Origin of the sequence: Mesorhizobium sp. B2-4-19 (genome assembly GCF_006441315.1) — a bacterium.
Lineage (GTDB): Bacteria > Pseudomonadota > Alphaproteobacteria > Rhizobiales > Rhizobiaceae > Mesorhizobium.
On the sequence record NZ_VFUV01000007.1, the window covers coordinates 155,087 to 172,567 of the forward strand.

General features: G+C 65.5%; 16 protein-coding genes. 10 read left to right on the forward strand and 6 right to left on the reverse strand.

Going from position 1 to position 17,481, the window contains the following annotated elements:
- Positions 1-45: 45 nt before the first annotated feature.
- From FJ546_RS14635 to hpaH, 5 genes are all read left to right on the forward strand, one after another.
- Positions 46-432 (forward strand): 5-carboxymethyl-2-hydroxymuconate Delta-isomerase, encoded by a 387-nt coding sequence (locus tag FJ546_RS14635; RefSeq protein WP_140889987.1) that lies wholly within the window; start codon positions 46-48, stop codon positions 430-432.
- Positions 433-444: 12 nt separating this feature from the next.
- Positions 445-1,962 (forward strand): 5-carboxymethyl-2-hydroxymuconate semialdehyde dehydrogenase, encoded by a 1,518-nt coding sequence (hpaE, locus tag FJ546_RS14640; RefSeq protein WP_140889988.1) that lies wholly within the window; start codon positions 445-447, stop codon positions 1,960-1,962.
- Between the two features lie 15 nt (positions 1,963-1,977).
- Positions 1,978-2,958: a 3,4-dihydroxyphenylacetate 2,3-dioxygenase gene (gene hpaD, locus FJ546_RS14645; protein ID WP_140889989.1), complete on the forward strand. Its 981-nt coding sequence runs from the start codon at positions 1,978-1,980 to the stop codon at positions 2,956-2,958.
- 243 nt (positions 2,959-3,201) lie between these two features.
- Entirely contained in the window at positions 3,202-4,071 is an 870-nt protein-coding gene (locus FJ546_RS14655) for a fumarylacetoacetate hydrolase family protein (protein WP_140889990.1), read from the forward strand.
- A complete protein-coding gene (gene hpaH / locus FJ546_RS14660) occupies positions 4,068-4,874 on the forward strand; it encodes a 2-oxo-hept-4-ene-1,7-dioate hydratase (protein WP_140889991.1) in 807 nt (268 codons plus the stop codon). The genes FJ546_RS14655 and hpaH overlap by 4 nt, the downstream gene beginning before the upstream one ends.
- Here the strand turns inward: hpaH and FJ546_RS14665 are convergent.
- Genes FJ546_RS14665 through FJ546_RS14690 form a run of 6 tightly spaced genes read right to left on the reverse strand, consistent with a single transcriptional unit; the run spans position 4,839 to position 11,340 of the window.
- Positions 4,839-5,912, reverse strand: a complete 1,074-nt coding sequence (locus FJ546_RS14665; protein WP_140889992.1) for a phosphotransferase — start codon at positions 5,910-5,912, stop codon at positions 4,839-4,841. The two genes, hpaH and FJ546_RS14665, sit on opposite strands and share 36 nt — an antisense overlap.
- Positions 5,909-7,216: an aminotransferase class III-fold pyridoxal phosphate-dependent enzyme gene (locus tag FJ546_RS14670; RefSeq protein WP_140889993.1), complete on the reverse strand. Its 1,308-nt coding sequence runs from the start codon at positions 7,214-7,216 to the stop codon at positions 5,909-5,911. The genes FJ546_RS14665 and FJ546_RS14670 overlap by 4 nt, the downstream gene beginning before the upstream one ends.
- A gap of 37 nt (positions 7,217-7,253) precedes the next feature.
- On the reverse strand, positions 7,254-8,603 hold the full coding sequence (locus tag FJ546_RS14675) for an aminotransferase class III-fold pyridoxal phosphate-dependent enzyme (RefSeq protein WP_140889994.1): 1,350 nt from the start codon (positions 8,601-8,603) through the stop codon (positions 7,254-7,256).
- Between the two features lie 21 nt (positions 8,604-8,624).
- Positions 8,625-9,293 carry an HAD-IA family hydrolase gene (locus FJ546_RS14680; RefSeq protein ID WP_140889995.1) on the reverse strand — a complete coding sequence of 223 codons (669 nt, stop codon included), beginning with the start codon at positions 9,291-9,293 and terminating at the stop codon, positions 8,625-8,627.
- A complete protein-coding gene (locus FJ546_RS14685; protein WP_140889996.1) occupies positions 9,290-10,570 on the reverse strand; it encodes a Tm-1-like ATP-binding domain-containing protein in 1,281 nt (426 codons plus the stop codon). The genes FJ546_RS14680 and FJ546_RS14685 overlap by 4 nt, the downstream gene beginning before the upstream one ends.
- The gene (locus FJ546_RS14690; protein ID WP_140889997.1) at positions 10,570-11,340 is read right to left on the reverse strand and encodes an IclR family transcriptional regulator; all 771 of its coding nucleotides are present in this window, start codon (positions 11,338-11,340) and stop codon (positions 10,570-10,572) included. Before FJ546_RS14690 ends, FJ546_RS14685 begins: the two co-directional genes overlap by 1 nt.
- A gap of 187 nt (positions 11,341-11,527) precedes the next feature.
- Here FJ546_RS14690 and FJ546_RS14695 point away from each other — a divergent pair, with 187 nt between their 5' ends.
- From FJ546_RS14695 to FJ546_RS14715, 5 genes are all read left to right on the forward strand, one after another.
- Positions 11,528-12,976, forward strand: a complete 1,449-nt coding sequence (locus tag FJ546_RS14695) for an APC family permease (RefSeq protein WP_140889998.1) — start codon at positions 11,528-11,530, stop codon at positions 12,974-12,976.
- 55 nt (positions 12,977-13,031) lie between these two features.
- Positions 13,032-14,519, forward strand: coding sequence for an aldehyde dehydrogenase (locus tag FJ546_RS14700; RefSeq protein ID WP_140889999.1), 1,488 nt, complete (start codon positions 13,032-13,034; stop codon positions 14,517-14,519).
- Positions 14,520-14,764: 245 nt separating this feature from the next.
- Positions 14,765-15,619, forward strand: coding sequence for a MetQ/NlpA family lipoprotein (locus FJ546_RS14705; RefSeq protein WP_140890000.1), 855 nt, complete (start codon positions 14,765-14,767; stop codon positions 15,617-15,619).
- A gap of 92 nt (positions 15,620-15,711) precedes the next feature.
- Complete coding sequence (locus tag FJ546_RS14710) at positions 15,712-16,809, forward strand: methionine ABC transporter ATP-binding protein (RefSeq protein WP_140890001.1); 1,098 nt, start codon at positions 15,712-15,714, stop codon at positions 16,807-16,809.
- Positions 16,790-17,446, forward strand: coding sequence for a methionine ABC transporter permease (locus FJ546_RS14715; protein WP_140890002.1), 657 nt, complete (start codon positions 16,790-16,792; stop codon positions 17,444-17,446). The genes FJ546_RS14710 and FJ546_RS14715 overlap by 20 nt, the downstream gene beginning before the upstream one ends.
- Positions 17,447-17,481 lie beyond the last annotated feature (35 nt).

The following is a 17,481-nucleotide window of genomic DNA, read 5'->3' on the forward strand; positions in this document are numbered from 1 at the left end:
TAACGCGTTAACTACAACAAGGCAATGTTCCAGGGACGAGACGCGGTGCCTCACTTCTCCATCGAGTATTCAGCCAATCTCGATGCCAAGGTCGACATGGCCGAATTGTGCGCGCTGGTGCTGCGCACCGTGCTCGACACCGGGCTGTTCGAGACCGGCGCGGTGCGGGTGCGGGCCTTTCGCGCCGAGGCCTACGCCATAGCCGACAATCTGCCGGAAAACGCCTTTCTCGACATGTCGTTTCGCGTCGGGGCGGGCCGCAGCGCCGAGGACAAGAAACGCACGGGCGATGCCGTCTTCAAGGCGGTGAGCGAATATCTGGCGCCGCTGTTCGAGACCCCGCATTTCGCCCTGTCCCTGGAGATCCGGGAAATCGATCCGGCGCTGAGCTGGAAGAGGAATGCAATCCACCCGCGGCTGCGCGGCAAGTGACGGAAAGCTGACATGTCCGACCTCGAAGGCAATCTGAAGAAGGCCGAGGCCTATCTGGCCCGTTTCAAGAGCGACGGCGTGCTGAACCAGATCGGCGGCGAAGCAGTGTCGGCCGCTGACGGCTCGACCTTCGAGACGCTGTCGCCCGTCGACTTGAAGCCGCTGGCCAAGGTCGCGCGCGGCAGCAGTGCCGACATCGACCGCGCCGCCAAGGCGGCCAAGGCGGCCTTCCCGGCCTGGGCGGCCATGCTTGGCGAAGCGCGCAAGAAGCTGCTGCACAGAATTGCCGACGCGATCGAGGCGCGCGCCGAGGAAATCGCCTTCGTCGAATGCATGGACACCGGCCAGGCACTGAAATTCATGGCCAAGGCGGCGTTGCGCGGCGCGGAGAATTTCCGTTTCTTCGCCGACCGCGCGCCGGAAGCGCGCGACGGCGAGACACTGCGGACGACAGGCCAGATCAATATGACGACGCGGGTGCCGATCGGTCCGGTCGGCATCATCACGCCCTGGAACACGCCGTTCATGCTGTCGACCTGGAAGATCGCGCCGGCGCTGGCGGCAGGCTGTACGGTCGTTCATAAGCCGGCTGAGTTGTCGCCGCTGACGGCGCGCCTGTTGGTCGAGATCGCCGAGGAGGCCGGTCTGCCGAAAGGCGTCTGGAACCTGGTCAACGGGCTTGGCGAACATGCCGGCAAGGCGCTGACCGAGCACCCCGACATCAAGGCGATCGGCTTCGTCGGCGAGAGCCGCACCGGCTCGATGATCATGAAACAGGGCGCCGACACCCTGAAGCGCGTGCATTTCGAGCTCGGCGGCAAGAACCCGGTGATCGTCTTTGCCGATGCCGACCTCGAACGCGCGGCCGATGCGGCGGTGTTCATGATCTATTCGCTCAACGGCGAACGCTGCACCTCGTCGTCACGGTTGCTGGTCGAGGCCTCGGTTTACGACCAGTTCACCGATCTGGTGGCGGAGAAGGCCAAGCGCATCAGAATAGGCCATCCGCTCGACCCCAAGACCGTGGTCGGGCCGCTGATCCATCCGGTGCATGAGGAGAAGGTGCTGTCCTATATCGAGATCGGCAAATCAGAGGGTGGCGTGGTGGCCGCCGGTGGCGGCAAGTTCGCTGGCCCCGGCGGCGGCTGCTATGTCAGCCCGACGCTGTTTACCGGCGCCACCAACCGGATGCGCATAGCCCAGGAGGAGATTTTCGGGCCGGTGCTGACGGCAATCGCTTTCAAGGACGAGGCCGAGGCGCTGACGCTGGCCAACGACACGCAATACGGCCTGACCGGCTATCTCTGGACCTCTGACGTGACCCGCGCCTTTCGCTTCACCGACGCGCTCGATGCCGGCATGATCTGGGTCAATTCGGAGAATGTGCGGCATCTGCCGACGCCGTTCGGCGGCGTCAAGAATTCCGGCATCGGCCGTGACGGCGGCGACCATTCCTTCGATTTCTACATGGAGACGAAGAACATCGCCTTCGCCACGACAGCACACGCGATCCAGAAACTCGGCGGCTGACCGGAGGAGATCAGAATGCCCTTGCCCAAGCCCAACCTCTATCCGGCCTTCAACATTGTGCGCCTCAGCCATGTCGAACTGGCGGTGACCGATCTGGCCAGATCGCGCGCCTTCTATGTCGACACGCTCGGCCTGCAGGTCACCGACGAGACGTCGGGCGCCATCTATCTGCGCGCCATGGAGGAGCGTGGCCATCACTGCATCGTGCTGCGCAAGGCGACGACGCCGGACGCCCGCGACCTCGGCTTCAAGGTGTTTTCGGACGAGGATCTCGACAAGGCGGCGCACTTCTTCAAGGGCAAGGGCCTGCCGGTGGACTGGGTCGAGCGGCCCTACCAGTCGCGCACCTTCCGCACGCGCGATCCGCACGGCATTCCGCTCGAATTCTATGCCGAGATGGCAAGGCTGCCACCGATCCACCAGAAATACGCGCTCTATCGCGGCGTGAAGCCGCTGCGCATCGACCACTTCAACTGCTTCTCGCCCAATGTCGACGAGTCCGTCACCTTCTACAACGAGCTCGGCTTCCGGGTCACCGAATACACCGAGGATGCCTCGAGCGGTAAGCTGTGGGCGGCCTGGACGCACCGCAAGGGCGGCGTCCACGACATCGCCTTCACCAATGGCGTCGGGCCGCGCCTGCACCATGTCGCCTTCTGGGTGCCGACGCCGCTCAACATCATCGACCTGCTCGATCTGATGGCGACGACCGGCTATCTCGCGAACATCGAGCGCGGCCCCGGCCGGCACGGCATTTCCAATGCCTTCTTCCTCTATGTGCGCGACCCCGACAACCACCGCATCGAGATCTATTGTTCGGACTACCAGACGGTCGATCCGGACCTCGAGCCGATCAAATGGGACCTCAAGGACCCGCAGCGCCAGACACTGTGGGGCGCGCCGGCGCCGAAAAGCTGGTTCGAGGAAGGCAGCAGTTTCGCCGGTGCCGATGCCCGCCAGCCGGATCTGACGGCTTCGCCGATTGTGGCACCGTAGGGATTTTGAGTTGATGTCAGCTTTCGTTGTCGCCCCCCTCTGTCCTGCCGGACATCTCCCACTCAAGGGGGGAGATTGGCTGGCCTTGCGGCCGGCGCGTTTCAGACGACGTTGGAAATTGGCGAAAGCAGAGACAATGTCCAATCTCCCCCCAAGAGGGGGAGATGTCCGGCAGGACAGAGGGGGGCGCCGTAGGGCTCCAACCTCGCCGATATTCCGCATCACCATCGGCGGAGCCGCAGCATGAGCGGCCGGCTCGCCACCTTCACCGCCGGCGGCAAGACGCGCTATGGCGCCGTCACTGGCAAGGGCGTCGTCGACCTGTCGGACCGTTACAGCCAGTGGCCGACATTGCGCGAGGTGATCGAGGCCGGCGCCTTGCGGCGGCTGGCGGAAGAGGCGGAGGGGTTTGCCGCCGATTTTCCGCTCGACGCCATCGCCTACGACATCCCGGTCCCATCGCCGGAAAAGATCATCTGCGTCGGCGTCAACTATCCGGACCGCAACGAGGAGTACAAGGACGGGCAAGTGGCACCGGCCAATCCGTCATTGTTCATCCGCTTTCCCCGCTCCTTCGTCGGCCATGGCGCGCCGCTGGTGCGGCCGCCGGAATCGCCACAGCTCGACTATGAGGGCGAGATCGTCATCGTCATCGGCAAGGGCGGCCGGCGCATCGCGGAGACCGACGCGCTCGGCCATATCGCGGCACTGTCGCTGTGCAACGAAGGCACCATCCGCGACTGGGTCCGGCATGGCAAGTTCAACGTCACGCAAGGCAAGAATTTCGACCGCACCGGTTCGATCGGCCCGTGGCTGGTGCCATTCACCGGCGAGGCGCAGATCGCCGACATCGCGCTCTCCACCCGGGTCAATGGAGAGCTGCGCCAGCAGGACCGCACCAGCCGCATGATCTTTTCCTTCCGCAAGATCATCAACTACGTCTCGACCTTCACCACGCTGGCGCCAGGCGATATCATCGTCACCGGCACGCCGACCGGCGCCGGCGCGCGTTTCGATCCGCCGGTCTGGCTGAAGCCGGGCGACGTGATCGAGGTCGAGGCCGACGGCATCGGCGTGCTGCGCAACAGCGTCGTCGACGAGGCAGCCTCATGACCCCGGAACAAGTGGAAGACGCCGCGAACCGGCTGTTCGAGGCCGAGCGCTCGCGCCGCCAGATCCGACTGCTCAGCCTCGATTACCCGCAAGCGACCATGGAGGACGCCTATCGCGTCCAGGCGGCGCTGGTGACGCGCAAGATCGATGCCGGGCTGAAGCCGAAGGGCTGGAAGATCGGCCTGACCTCCAAGGCGATGCAATATGCGCTGGCCATCGACACGCCGGATTCCGGCGTGCTGTTCGACGACATGTTCTTCAACGACGGCGCGACGGTTCCGGCTGGCCGCTTCATCCAGCCGCGCGTCGAGGCCGAGATCGCCTTCGTCATGAAAGCGCCGCTCAAAGGGCCAGGGGTGACCCTCTTCGACGTGCTCAATGCCACCGACTACATCACGCCGGCGTTGGAAATCCTCGACACGCGCATCGAACGCGTCAATGCCGAGACGAAGAAGGCGCGCAGCTTCTTCGACACGATCTCCGACAACGCCGCCAATGCCGGCATCGTCATCGGCGGGCGGCCGCAGCGGCCCGATGAGGCCGACATGCGCTGGATCGGCGCCATCGTCTCGCGCAATGCCGAGGTCGAGGAAACCGGGCTCGGCGCCGGCGTGCTCAACCACCCGGCCATGGGCATCGCCTGGCTGGCCGACCGGCTCGCCCGCTACGGCATGTCGATCGCCACCGGCGAAGTGGTGCTGTCGGGCTCGTTCGTGCGTCCTGTGGAAGCGCGGCCCGGCGACACGATCGTCGCCGATTTCGGCAGTTCAGGCACGGTCAGCATTCATTTCGCCAAGGGCTGAGGGCGCTATCGGTCCCTCTTCGCCGCGCAGATAGGCGATTACCACATCGGCCGCGATGTTGGACATCCGCAGGCCGACCTCCCTGGTGATGTCGCCCTCGACGCGGCTCTGCACCCAGCCCAGAAACGCGAATGACCGCAGCGCTGCGAACAGCGGTAGCGCGGCGACATCCTGCTCGGTCAGGTCCCGCTCCTGCCGGTAGCCCTCGAGCAGCGATGCCTCGATCAGCGGATAGATCGCCTCATCGCGGTTCTGATACAGGGCGACGGCAAGGTCGTACATATGCCAGCCAAAGCCGCAATCGTCGAAGTCGATGATGCGAACCGCACCGTCATGGATCAGCACGTTCTCGCGCACCAGATCGGCATGGATGATGCCGAAGTTGCGAGGGCTGCGCTCATGCTCCGAAAGCGCCTTTGCGGCCTTGTCCCGTGCCTGCAGAACAAGCTCGCGGCGCGGACCATCGAGAAAGGGCGAGGTCTCGAAGCGGCCCCAGGTCGGGTTCGGGCCGAAGAAGCCGTCGAAATCCCAGGCATGGCGGGCAAAACCGGCGGGCGGCGTCCAGCTGGCGCTGATATTGTGCATGCGCGCGATGGTTCCGCCGATCGCGGTGAAGACCTGCCTTGCCTGTTCAGGGGTGTAGGCCAGGGGCACGCCCCGCGCGCCGACGGCGCGGCCTTCGAGCCAGCTCAGGCAATCGGCCTGTCGGGGTGGCCCTGAGGCAACCGTGCCGACAAGCACGAACAGATCGCCGGCCGGGGTCGGCACCGGAGACGGCGTGGCGATACCGGCGGATTGCAGAAAGCTCATCCATTGCAGTTCCGAGCGCAGCGCGGCGTCCGTGTGATAGCCAAGCCGATGGATGCGCATGGCGGCCGGCTGGCCGTCCGGCAGAGAGACGCGGAAGACCGCGTTCTCGCGGTATTTCAGCAGCTCCGGCTCGCCGTCGCGGACGCCCCAATAAGCGAGCGCATGCCGGGCAAGCGCGGTAACATCCGCTGGCGTCTCAGGCTCGGCTCGCTCGAAAACCGCGTTCACGCCGTCCCTCCGCCGACCTCACCAAGGACTTCGTCGAGCGTGCCGATCAAAAGCTCGGCATGGGCGCGTGAAAACGGCATGGGCGGGCGGATCTTGAGCACATTGCCGTGGATGCCGGTCTTGCCCATCAGCACGCCACGGTCGCGCATCGCGTTGATGACGCGCCCGGCGATGTCGGGTGCGGGCTCGCGCGTCTCGCGGTCGCGGACCAGCTCGGCGCCGAAGAACAGGCCGGCGCCCCTGATCTCCCCGATGCAGCCATGCCGATCGGCCAGCGGCCGCAGCAGGCCGAGCGCATAGGCGCCGACGTCGCGCGCATTGGCGACGAGGTTTTCGTCTTCCAGGACATCGAGGACGGCATTGGCGACCGCACAGGAAACCGGGTTGCCGCCAAAGGTGTTGAAATAGCGGAAGGCGTTGCGGAACGTCGCCAGGATTTCGGTGGTGGTGACGACGGCGGCGACCGGATGGCCATTGCCCATCGGCTTGCCCATGGTGACGATGTCGGGAACGAAGCCGGCGCGCTGATGGCCCCAGAAATGGCTGCCGGTGCGGCCGAAGCCGGGCTGCACCTCGTCGGCGATGACCAGACCGCCGGCCTCGTGCACCGCCGCCACGGCTTCGTCGAAGAATCCGGTGGGGAGCGTCGGGAAACCTTCATTGGCGAGCAGCGGGCAGAGGATCATGCCGGAAAGGCCGATACCGTCCTTTGCCAGCGAGGCGATGGCTTCGCGCACCGCCTCGCTGAACGCCTTGCCGTTGGCCATGGCGTCGGGATGGCGATAACTGTCGGGCGCCGGCACCAGCCGGACATAGGGAGCCCGGCCGCCGACCGGAGGCATGCGCGTTGAGAGCTGCGAAACGGCGGACGTGTTGCCGTGATAGGTGGCGTCGGTGGCGATGATACCCATCTGGCCTGACGTCGCCTGCGCCATGCGCAGCGCGATGTCGTTGGCCTCGCTGCCGGTGCAGGTCAGGATGGCGGTGGACAGGCCGGCATCGAATGTCGCGGTCAGCCGCTCGACATAGTCGAGGATGGCGGTGTGGAGATAGCGCGTGTGGGTGTTGAGCAGGCTTGCCTGCCGGCACAGCGCCTCGACCACATGCGGGTGGCAGTGACCGACATGGGCGACATTGTTGTAAGCATCGAGATATTGGCGGCCGTCGGCGTCGTAGAGCCAGGCGCCTTCACCGCGCACCAGGTGGACCGGCTCGTCATAGAACAATTGCGATTTCGCGCCGAGCAGGCGGCCACGCCGGCCAATCAGCGTTTCTCCAGCCGGTTTCTTCCGGGATTGAGCCATCTGCATGTATCAAAACTCCGTTATATCAGCCGCTTCGTCAGACCTTCGACAGGCCGGCGTCCAGCGCTTCGCCTATCTTGGCGACATCGGCGGCGCTGATGATGAGAGGCGGCGACAGGATGATGTTGTTGCCGGAGACGCGCAGCATGACGCCGGCCTCGTAGGCCGCCTCCGAAACCACGGCCATGGTCTTCCTGTCGGTCGGCTTCTTGGTCGCTCGGTCCGAGACCAGTTCCAGTGCCGCCATCAGCCCCTCGTACCGGACATCGCCGACGATGGCGTGCCTGGCCTTCAGCCCTTCCAGCACCGCCCCAAGCTCGACGCCGCGCGCGGCCGCGTTCTCGTTCAGGCGAAGGCGTTTGGTCTCGGCAAGTGCCGCCAATCCCGCCGCGCAGCCGGCAGGATGCCCGGAATAGGTGTAGCCATGGCCGATCGAGCCGAAACTGGTCTTGTCAGCCTCGAAGACATCGGCAACCTTGGCGCCGATCAAGGTCGCGCCGAGCGGGAAATAGCCCGAGGTGATCGCCTTGGCGATGGTCATGAAATCCGGCTTCACACCGGTCAGCCGCGAGCCCGACCAGGCGCCGGTGCGGCCGAAGCCTGTCACCACCTCGTCGGCGATCAACAGGATTTCGTGGCGGTCGCAGATCTCGCGTACCAGCGGCATGAAGCTTTCGTGTGGAACGATGACGCCGCCGGCGCCGAGCACCGGCTCCATGATGAAAGCAGCGATGGTGTCGCCGCCCTGGAAGGCGATCTCGTCCTCCAGCGCCTTGGCGCAGAGTTTGGCCAGCCGCGCCGGGTCGGTCTCGTCGAACGGGTTGCGGAAGGTCCAGGGTGCCGGGATGTGAAAAACGCCGGGCAGCAGTGGCTCGTAGTTGCGGCGGAAATTGGCGTTGCCGTTGACCGAAGCGCCGCCGAAATGCGTGCCGTGATAACCCTTCTTCAAGGCGAGGAACTTGGTGCGATCGCCCTGGCCGCGGATCTTCCAGTATTGCCTCGCCAGCCGCAGTGCTGTCTCGACCGAATCCGAGCCGCCCGAGGTGAAGAAGGTCCGCACCATGCCTTCCGGTGCGAACCATTCGGCGAGTTCGTAGGCGAGCTCGATCGACGGCCCGGTCGAGGTGCCGCGAAAGCCTGAATAGTAAGGCAGCGCGCCGAGCTGGTCGGCGATCGCCTTCTTGATCGGGTCGCAGCTGTAGCCGAGATTGACGTTCCACAGGCCGCCGACCGCGTCGAGCACGCTCCTGCCATCGATATCGGTGACGGTGACGCCCTCGCCCTTCATGATCACCTTGGGCGGATTGGCCCGCATCTCGGCAGGATGCGCCATCGGATGCCAGATCGGCTTGGCATTGGTCTCGGTGAGGAAATTGATGTCGCGCATCACAAGGCTCCGCAAATGGTCTCAGGCAACTGGGACGAGGTCGAAATGGGCAAGGGCTTCGGCATAGGAAAGCGCTGGCCGGGCAACGTCGAAATGCACCGTGCGCATGCCGGCGGCACGGCCGCCATCGACATTGCGCTGCTGATCGTCGACGAAGACACAAGCCTCGGCAGTCAGGCCTAACGCCTCGGTGACGAAACCATAGGCGCGCGCGTCGGGCTTGAGGATGCCGGTATAGGTGGCGTCGACGATCACGTCGAACAGGCCGAGCAGCGGCAGCCGCCGGCGGAAGTCGGCACCGTAGAACAGGTCGAGTTCGTTGGACAGGATCGCCAGGCGAAAGCCGGCGGCATGAACGGCGCGGATGGCATGTTCGGCTTCGGGCCGCACCACCTTTTCCGGCTCGGCCCCGCGTGCGCGCTGGACGAAGGCTTCCATTGCCTGCCAGTCCTCTCCGACGAGACGCCCGACCTCACTGGTGCGGGTGCGCCAATAGTCACGCTCGCTGATCTCGTCGGCCTGCATCGAGCGCCACAGGGGATCGCTGGCTGGATCGAACGGGCCGCGCCATTGCAGCGTTCCCGGCCTCAAGCCGAGCGCTTGTTCGGTCAGGGCATGGGTCTCGAACAGCGTGCGCGTGACGACGCCGCCGAAATCGAGGACGAGCGCCTGGGCCGGAACAGCGCTCACGCTGCCACCCCCTTGGCCGGCATGCCGCGCGGTACGATGCCTTCCCCGACCCAGCGGTCGAAGATCTCCAGTGCCTTGGCGACAAAATCGTCGCTGTTGATATGGGCGTCGATCTCGTGGAACTCGACTTCGGGGGAAATCGCCTTGCGCATCTCGTCGACGAAGGCGGTGAGGGCTTCCGGCTCGTAGAGCGGCTCGCCCTGCATGTCCCACTCCTGGATGCCCTGGGAAGGCAGGATGAGGGCGGAGCGCCCTTTCGAGGCGCCGAGCTTGGCGGCAATGGTCCTGGCGACCTCGCGGCGGTCTTCGGCATCGACGGTGATCGAGGCGATCAGCCTGTTATGGGCGTGAAACGGCCTTTGCGAGAATTTAGCCGGCAAATGCTGCCAGGTCGGCAGGTCGACCATGTCGACCGCGCCAGGGGCGGCGATCTGCGGAATGCCGCGGGCGCCGGCATTTTCCAGCCGGTCGCTGCCGGAGGAGACGACGGAACCGGCCAGATGGTTGGTGATCTCCTGCAGGCTGAAGTCGAAGACGGCGCAGAAATGCTCCTGGCCGGCGATCGATTCGAAGGCGCGGCCGCCCATGCCTGTGGTGTGGAAGACGGCGACGTCATAGCCGCGGCGTTCCAGCGCCGGCTTCAGCGTCTTCATGTAGCGCAGGCAGGAGCTGCCGAGCGAGGTCATGCCGATGGTCGGGCCGATCGCCGGGGCCGAGGCGCGGCTCTCCAGCACGATCCTGGCCGCGCCGACCACCGCGCCGCAGGCCTGCGACAGGACCAGTCTGCAGATCGAGTTAAGGCCGTAGAGCCCGCCGGCCCAGAGGATCATCATCAGGTCCGGCGCGACCCGTTCGGGCGGGATCAGGTGCGAATAGGCGATGGTGGAGACGACGAATTTCGGCACGCCGAGCGGCAGGGAAAGTGCGACGTCGAGCGCCAGATCGGTGCCCATCGAGCCACCTATGGCGATGAAGGCGTCGATCTCGCCATTGCGGTGCAGCTGGCGCACCAGTTGCACGGCCCCGCCCGCCATCAGCGTCATGGCGGTGTTCTCGTCACCGCTCGCGACGATGTCCTCGATCGTCACGTCGACGGCGCGGGCCACGGCGTGCTTGTCGTGATCGGGGCTGTAGGGCGGATTGCCCAGCACACTGACATCCATCATCACGGCGCTGCCGCCCGATGCCTCGATGCAGGCTTTCATGAACAGCAATTCGTCGGCCTTGGTGTCGCCGGTGCCGATGACCAGGATGCGGGGCGTGGTCTCAGCGGACATCAGGCCTGCCTCCTCAGACTTTGCAGATTGTCGCCATTGAGGCGCATCGAAATCTCCCGTGCCGCTGCCATGACCGCAAGTCCGCGTTGCGTGATGTCGGCCGTCGTCGTCCTGGCCTTCGGCGCGGCCACCGCGATGGTGCCGAGCGCGAAGCCATCCGCCGCCAGGATTGCCGCCGCGACGGATATGACGCCTTCTTCCAGGCCCTGATCGCAGATCGAGTAGCCGCGCTCGCGCGCCTCGGCCATGGAACGGGAAATGGCGACGGGCTCGATCAGCGTGTGCGCCGTAAAGGCCTCGATAGGACCCGCCAGGCATGCCTTGACGACTTCCGCCCTGGCAAAGGCCAGATAGGCGATGCCCGACGCGGTCGAATGCAGGGGCAGAAGCTGGCCGATATCGATGTTGACGCGGTTCGCCCAGGCCGGATGCTCGACATGGACGGTGACCAGCCTGTCGATGCCGAATTCCGACAGATGCACGGTCTCGGCCGTGGCGCTGGCCAGATCCCGCGCCAGCGGCACCGCGGTCCGCAGGAATGGGAAGCGCGCCTCGCGGATGCGCGCCAGCCGCGACAGGCCGGCACCGAGCCTGTAGCGCCGCGTGGCGGCGTCCTGCTCGACGAAGCCATGGCCCGTAAGCGCCACCAGCAGCCGCCGCGTCGTTGCTTTGTCGAAGCCCGAGCGGCGCGCCAGATCGGTCAGCCCGAGCTCGGGTTCGGCCACGGTGAACAGCTCCAGAAGTGAAATCGCCTTGCCGACCGTACCCAATGCATCCTCCCGGCATTTGCCTCCCAGCAGGGGCAATCAATTAACGTGTGAATTAACTTGACAGCAAGCCGCTTGGTTTGCAAGTCTATATTCAAAATAACGGTTCGAATAATGAACCAGCATCCAGAGCATAAGGGACAGGCCATTCGGCCGGCAAGCCAAACCGGTTTGCAAACAGGAGGGACCAATGACAGCAGTTTCGGAACAGGCGCCGGCCAACAGGCTGCGCAAGAACAGTCTCGGCGTCGGCGCCATCACCTTCATGGTGATCTCGGCGGCCGCACCCCTTACGGCGGTCGCCGGCGGCACCCCGCTCGGCATGCTGATGGGCAATGGCGCGGGCTTTGCCGGCACTTACCTGATCGTGACGGTGCTGCTGCTCCTGTTCGCGGTCGGCTATGTCGCCATGTCGCGCCATGTCGGCAATGCCGGCGCCTTCTATGCCTATGCCGCGCGCGGCCTGGGCGGTCTCGCCGGCGGCGCCACGGCGCTGATCGCCATCCTGTCCTACAATGCCATGCAGATCGGCGTCATGGGCCTGCTCGGTGCAGCCACCTCCGGCCTGTTCGCCGGCTGGGGCATCAACCTGCCCTGGTGGGTGTGGAGCTTCATCGCCATCGCCATCGTCGCCGTGCTCGGCTACCGCCAGGTCGACCTGTCGGCCAAGATCCTGACGGTGCTGGTGCTGTGCGAATACGCCGTGGTGCTGATCCTCGATCTGACGATCCTCAAGACCGGCGGTGACAGCGGCCTGTCGGCCGCGCCGTTCAGCTGGGGCCAGATCACATCGGGCGCGCCGGCCATCGCCATCCTGTTCTGCTTCGCCGCCTTCATCGGCTTCGAGGCGACGACGATCTATGCCGAGGAAGCCCGCGATCCCAAGGTCACCATTCCGCGCGCCACCTATTTCTCGGTGCTTTTGATCGGCGTGTTCTACATGGTCACCGCCTGGCTGATGGCGGTCGGTGCCGGCGTCGACAAATTGCTGCCGGCGCTGCAGGGCCTGCAGGATCCGACGACCTTCCTGTTCGGCTTGTCCGACCGCTATGCCGGAACGCTGCTGACGCACGCCATGAGCATCCTGTTCGTGTCGAGCCTGTTTGCAGGCGTGCTGGCGTTCCACAATGCGGTTGCCCGCTATATCTATGTCTCGGGCCGCGAGAAGCTGTTGCCGCAGTCGATCGGCGTGACGCATTCGGCGCATCAGAGCCCGCATGTCGCCTCGGTGATCCAGAGTGTGCTGGCGGCCGTTGTCGTCGGGCTGTTCGCCGTGCTCGGCCTCGATCCGGTGCTGGCGTTGTTTTCCTGGCTGACCAATGTCGCGACGCTCGGCGTCATTGTCATGATGGCGGTCGCCTCGCTTGCCGTGGTGATGTACTTCCGCGCCAACCCGTCGGCGCAGGAGAACGCGGTGAAGACCACCATCCTGCCCGGGCTGACCTTCATCGCCTTCGTCGTCATCATCTATCTGATCGTCATCAATTTCGGCAGCCTGTCCGGCGCCGGCGGCTTCCTCGGCGTGTTCCTGCCGGGGCTGGTGCTGATCGCCGCAGTGGTCGGCCTGCTGCTGGCCGGCGCCTTGCGGGGCCGCGACCCGGTCGCCTTCGAGGGCCTCGGCCTGCCGCTGAAGGATTGAGCGAAATATCTGGGCGGCGTAGCAAGCCGCCCAGCCCACCTGAAATGAGAAGATCATGATCAGTCAAAATACCATCGACACGCTGCGCCACACGGCGATCGGCGCGCGCGGCCTGTTCATCGATGGCGCACAGTCAACGGGAACAAGTGGCGCGACGCTGCCGGTTGTCTCGCCGATCGACGGTCGCGTTTTCGCCAGCATCGCCGACGGCAATGCCGCCGATGTCGACCGCGCGGTGACATCGGCGCGCAATGCGTTCGAGAGGGGGTCGTGGTCGCGCGCCGCCCCCGCCTTCCGCAAGAAGGTGCTGGGCAGGCTCGCCGAATTGGTCGAAAAGCATGCCGACGAACTGGCGGTGCTCGGCGTGCGCGACAATGGCACCGAGATCGGCATGGCCTACAAGGCCGAGCCGCTGTCGGCCGCCGGCGCCATCCGCTACTACGCCGAGGCGATCGACAAGGTCTATGGCGAGATCGCGCCGACGGCCGAGAACGTGCTCGGGCTGATCCACAAGGAGCCGCTCGGCGTCGTCGGTGTCATCGTGCCGTGGAATTTCCCGCTGATGATCGGCGCCTGGAAGATCGCGCCCGCGCTTGCCGCCGGCAATTGCGTGTTGGTCAAGCCGCCGGAGATCGCCTCGCTGACGCTGTTGCGGCTGGCGGAGCTGGCTACCGAGGCCGGCATGCCCGCCGGCGTGCTCAACGTCGTCACCGGCCGGGGCGCGGTCACCGGCGAGGCGCTCGGCCTGCATGTGGATGTCGACGCCATCGCCTTCACCGGCTCGGGGCCGGTCGGCCGTCGGCTGCTCGACTATTCCGCCCGCTCCAATCTGAAGCGCGTCTTCCTCGAACTCGGCGGCAAGTCGCCCAACATCGTCTTCGCCGACGCCTCGGATTTGAAGCAGGCGGCGGTGGTCTCGGCCAACGGCATCTTTCGCAATTCCGGCCAGGTCTGCGTCGCCGGCTCGCGCCTGCTCGTCCAGGCATCGGTCTATGACCGCTTCATGGACGAGCTTGTCTCGGCGACCATGCGGCTGAAGGTCGGCGATCCGCTCGATCTCTTGAGCGACATCGGCGCGGTGTCGAGCGCGGAACAGCTGGACAAGAACCTCGGCTTCGTCGCCCGGGCGCAAATCGAAGGCGCACGCCTGGTCACCGGCGGCGAACGCATCCTGGCCGAGACCGGCGGCAGCTACATGGCGCCGACGATCTTCGAGAACGTCACTCAGAACATGCAGCTTGCCCGCGAGGAGGTGTTCGGGCCGGTGCTCGGCGTCATGCGTTTCGATACCGAGGAAGAGGCCGTGCGACTTGCCAATTCCACCGTCTACGGGCTCGCTTCTGCGGTGTGGACCGCCAACCTCTCCACCGCGCACCGCATGGTGCGCGCCATCCACGCCGGCGTCGTCCACGTCAATACCTATGGCGGCGCCGACATCACCGTGCCGCTCGGCGGCGTCAAGCAGTCCGGTTTCGGCCGCGACAAGTCGCTGCATGCGCTGGAGAAATACCTGGAGCTGAAGACCGCCTGGATCGCGCTGTGAGCACCCGCCGGGCTCTCTGAGAATCTAACCACTCCCGATTGCCCCTCGGAACGCAGCGCGACATCGCCGCGGTCGATCCAACGGCGTCTTGTGCTCCCGCCCTTCAAATTTTTGAGAGAATATTCCCGGCTTCGCCGAGAACGGCGAAACGCGTTCTTTGATAAAATCGATAGAATTTCTGACGATGTGACCAAGCCTGGGCAATCCGCCTTGCTGCCATGACTTCACAACCGCAGAGATCAATCATGTCCGACGTCAACAACACTTTGCCATCTTCCCCCTGGTCAACCATCAACCGCCGCAGCGGCCTGGCTCTGCTGTTCGCGTCGGCCGTTGCGGTCGGCAGCCTGATGGCGCCGCATGCGTCCTTCGCCGAGGACAAGAAGGCGATCAAGGTCGGCATCATCAGCGGCGAGGACGAGGATGTCTGGCGCGTCGTGATCGCCGAGGCCGCCGAAAACGGCCTGACCATCGAGACCGTGGTATTCAACGATTACACGCAGCCCAACGAGGCGCTGGAGCGCGGCGAGATCGACGCCAACGCCTTCCAGCACCAGCCCTATCTCGACAACCAGATCAAGACTCAAGGCTATCACATCGTGCGCGTCGGCTATACCGGCGTCTGGCCGATCGGCCTCTACTCCAAGAAGTACAAGGCGGTCGCCGACTTGCCGGAGAGCGCTGTCATCGGCGTGCCGAACGACCCGTCCAATGAAGGCCGGGCGCTGCGTGTGCTGCAGAACGAGGGCGTGATCAAGCTGAAGGACGGCACTGGCATTCTGGCCACCACGGCCGACATCGCGGAGAACCCCAAGAAGGTCGAGATCAAGGAACTCGACGCCGGCATCGTCGGCCGCTCGGTCGAGGATCTCGATGCCGCCGTGGTCAACACCGACTGGGCGCTGAAAAGCGGCCTGACGCCGGAAAACCGCATCGCGCAGGAGCCCATAGCTGACAATCCCTACCGCAACTTCATCGCTGTCAAGGTCGGCAATGAAAACGCGGCCTGGGTGAAGACGCTGGTGGCCTCCTACCAGAACGACGCGGTGAAGGCCGAGTTCGACAAGGTCTACAAGGGCACCGGCCTCAGCGCCTATTGATCCGCGACCGGGCGCCCGGTTCGAGAGCCAATGCGGTCCGCGCCTGAGCGCGGGCCGCACTTGCGTTTTCGATGGCGAGGACAGGAAACCGCATGAACCAGCATATCACGGCATCCAGGGAGATCGCCGATCCGACCCACGCCAGACCCGACCTGTCGCAAGACGTTGTGCGCCTTGTCGACCTGAGGCGCCGCTTCGGTGCCACGCCGGCAATCGACGGCGTCTCACTGACGGTGCGCAAGGGCGAGATCCTCGGCATTATCGGCCGCAGCGGCGCCGGCAAGTCGACGCTGATCCGCTGCCTGAACGGGCTGGAGCGGCCCGATTCCGGCGAGGTCTTCATCGAGGGCCGCGAGATCAGCCGGCTCGGCGAGCGCGACCTGCAGCCGTTGCGGCGGCGCATCGGCATGATCTTCCAGCATTTCAACCTGCTGTCGGCCAAGACGGTCGAGGACAATGTGGCGCTGCCGCTGAAGATCGAGGGCCGGCCGAAGGCCGAGCGGCTGGCGCGGGCGGCGGAGCTGCTTGAGCTCGTCGGCCTGTCGGAGAAAGCCCGGGCCTATCCGGCATCGCTGTCAGGCGGCCAGAAGCAGCGCGTCGGCATCGCCCGGGCGCTGGCCGCGCGGCCGGCGCTGCTGTTGTCGGACGAAGCGACATCGGCGCTCGACCCGGAGACGACGCGCTCGATCCTCGCGCTGCTGAAAGACATCAACCGGCAGCTTGGACTGACCATCCTGCTGATCACCCATGAGATGGAAGTGATCCGCTCGATCGCCGACCGTGTGGCGGGGATCGACGCCGGGCGCATCGTCGAGCAAGGCCCGGTCTGGTCGGTGTTCGCCGACCCGCAATCGGACATCACCAAAAGCCTGCTCGGCGCCATCCGGCCGCAACTGCCGAGCGAACTGGCAGCCCTGCTGGTACCGGCGGCCGGCACGGAGACGATCTTGCGCGTCGACGTGGCCGGCGAGGCGGCAAGTGGCCCGCTGCTGTCCGACCTTGCCATTGCTGTTCCCGGCGCCTTCCGCCTCGTCCATGGCGGCATCGACCATATCCAGCAGCAGCCGGTGGGGACGCTGTTTCTCTCTGTCCCTGGCAGCGATGCAAGCCACCTCGCTGCCGTCATCACATTCCTGAAGGCCCGCCAGGCGCGGGTGGAGGTGCTTGGCCATGTCGCCAATCCTGTTTGAGCTTCTGCTGCGGTCGATCTGGGAGACGGTGCTGATGACGGCCGCCTCCGGCCTGATCTCGCTGGTCTTCGGCCTGCCGCTTGGCCTTGCCCTGATCGCCACCGAACGCGGCGGCATCGCCGAAAACCTGTGGGTGAACCGCGTGCTCGGCGCAATCATCAACGGCTTCCGCTCGGTGCCGTTCATCATCCTTCTGGTGGCGCTGATCCCGCTGACGCGGCTGATCGTCGGCACTTCGATCGGCACCTGGGCGGCGATCGTGCCGCTGTCGATCGCCGCCACGCCCTACTACGCGCGCATTGCCGAAGTGTCGCTGCGCGAGGTCGACCACGGCCTGATCGAGGCGGCGCGCGCCATGGGCGGCAACCGCTGGACGATCATCCGCGAGGTGCTGGTGCCCGAGGCGCTGCCCGGCATCGTCGCCGGCTTCACGGTGACGCTGGTGACGCTGATCGGCGCCTCGGCCATGGCCGGCGCCATCGGTGCAGGCGGCCTCGGCGACCTCGCCATCCGCTATGGCTATCAGCGGTTCGAGACCTCGGTGATGGTCGCCGTGGTGATCGTGCTGATCATCCTGGTGTGTGGGATCCAGTGGGCGGGGGATCGATTGGTGGCGCGGCTGCATCGGCGGGGGTGAACCGGTAGACTCGCGAGGAATGGGGCGAGGCTCGC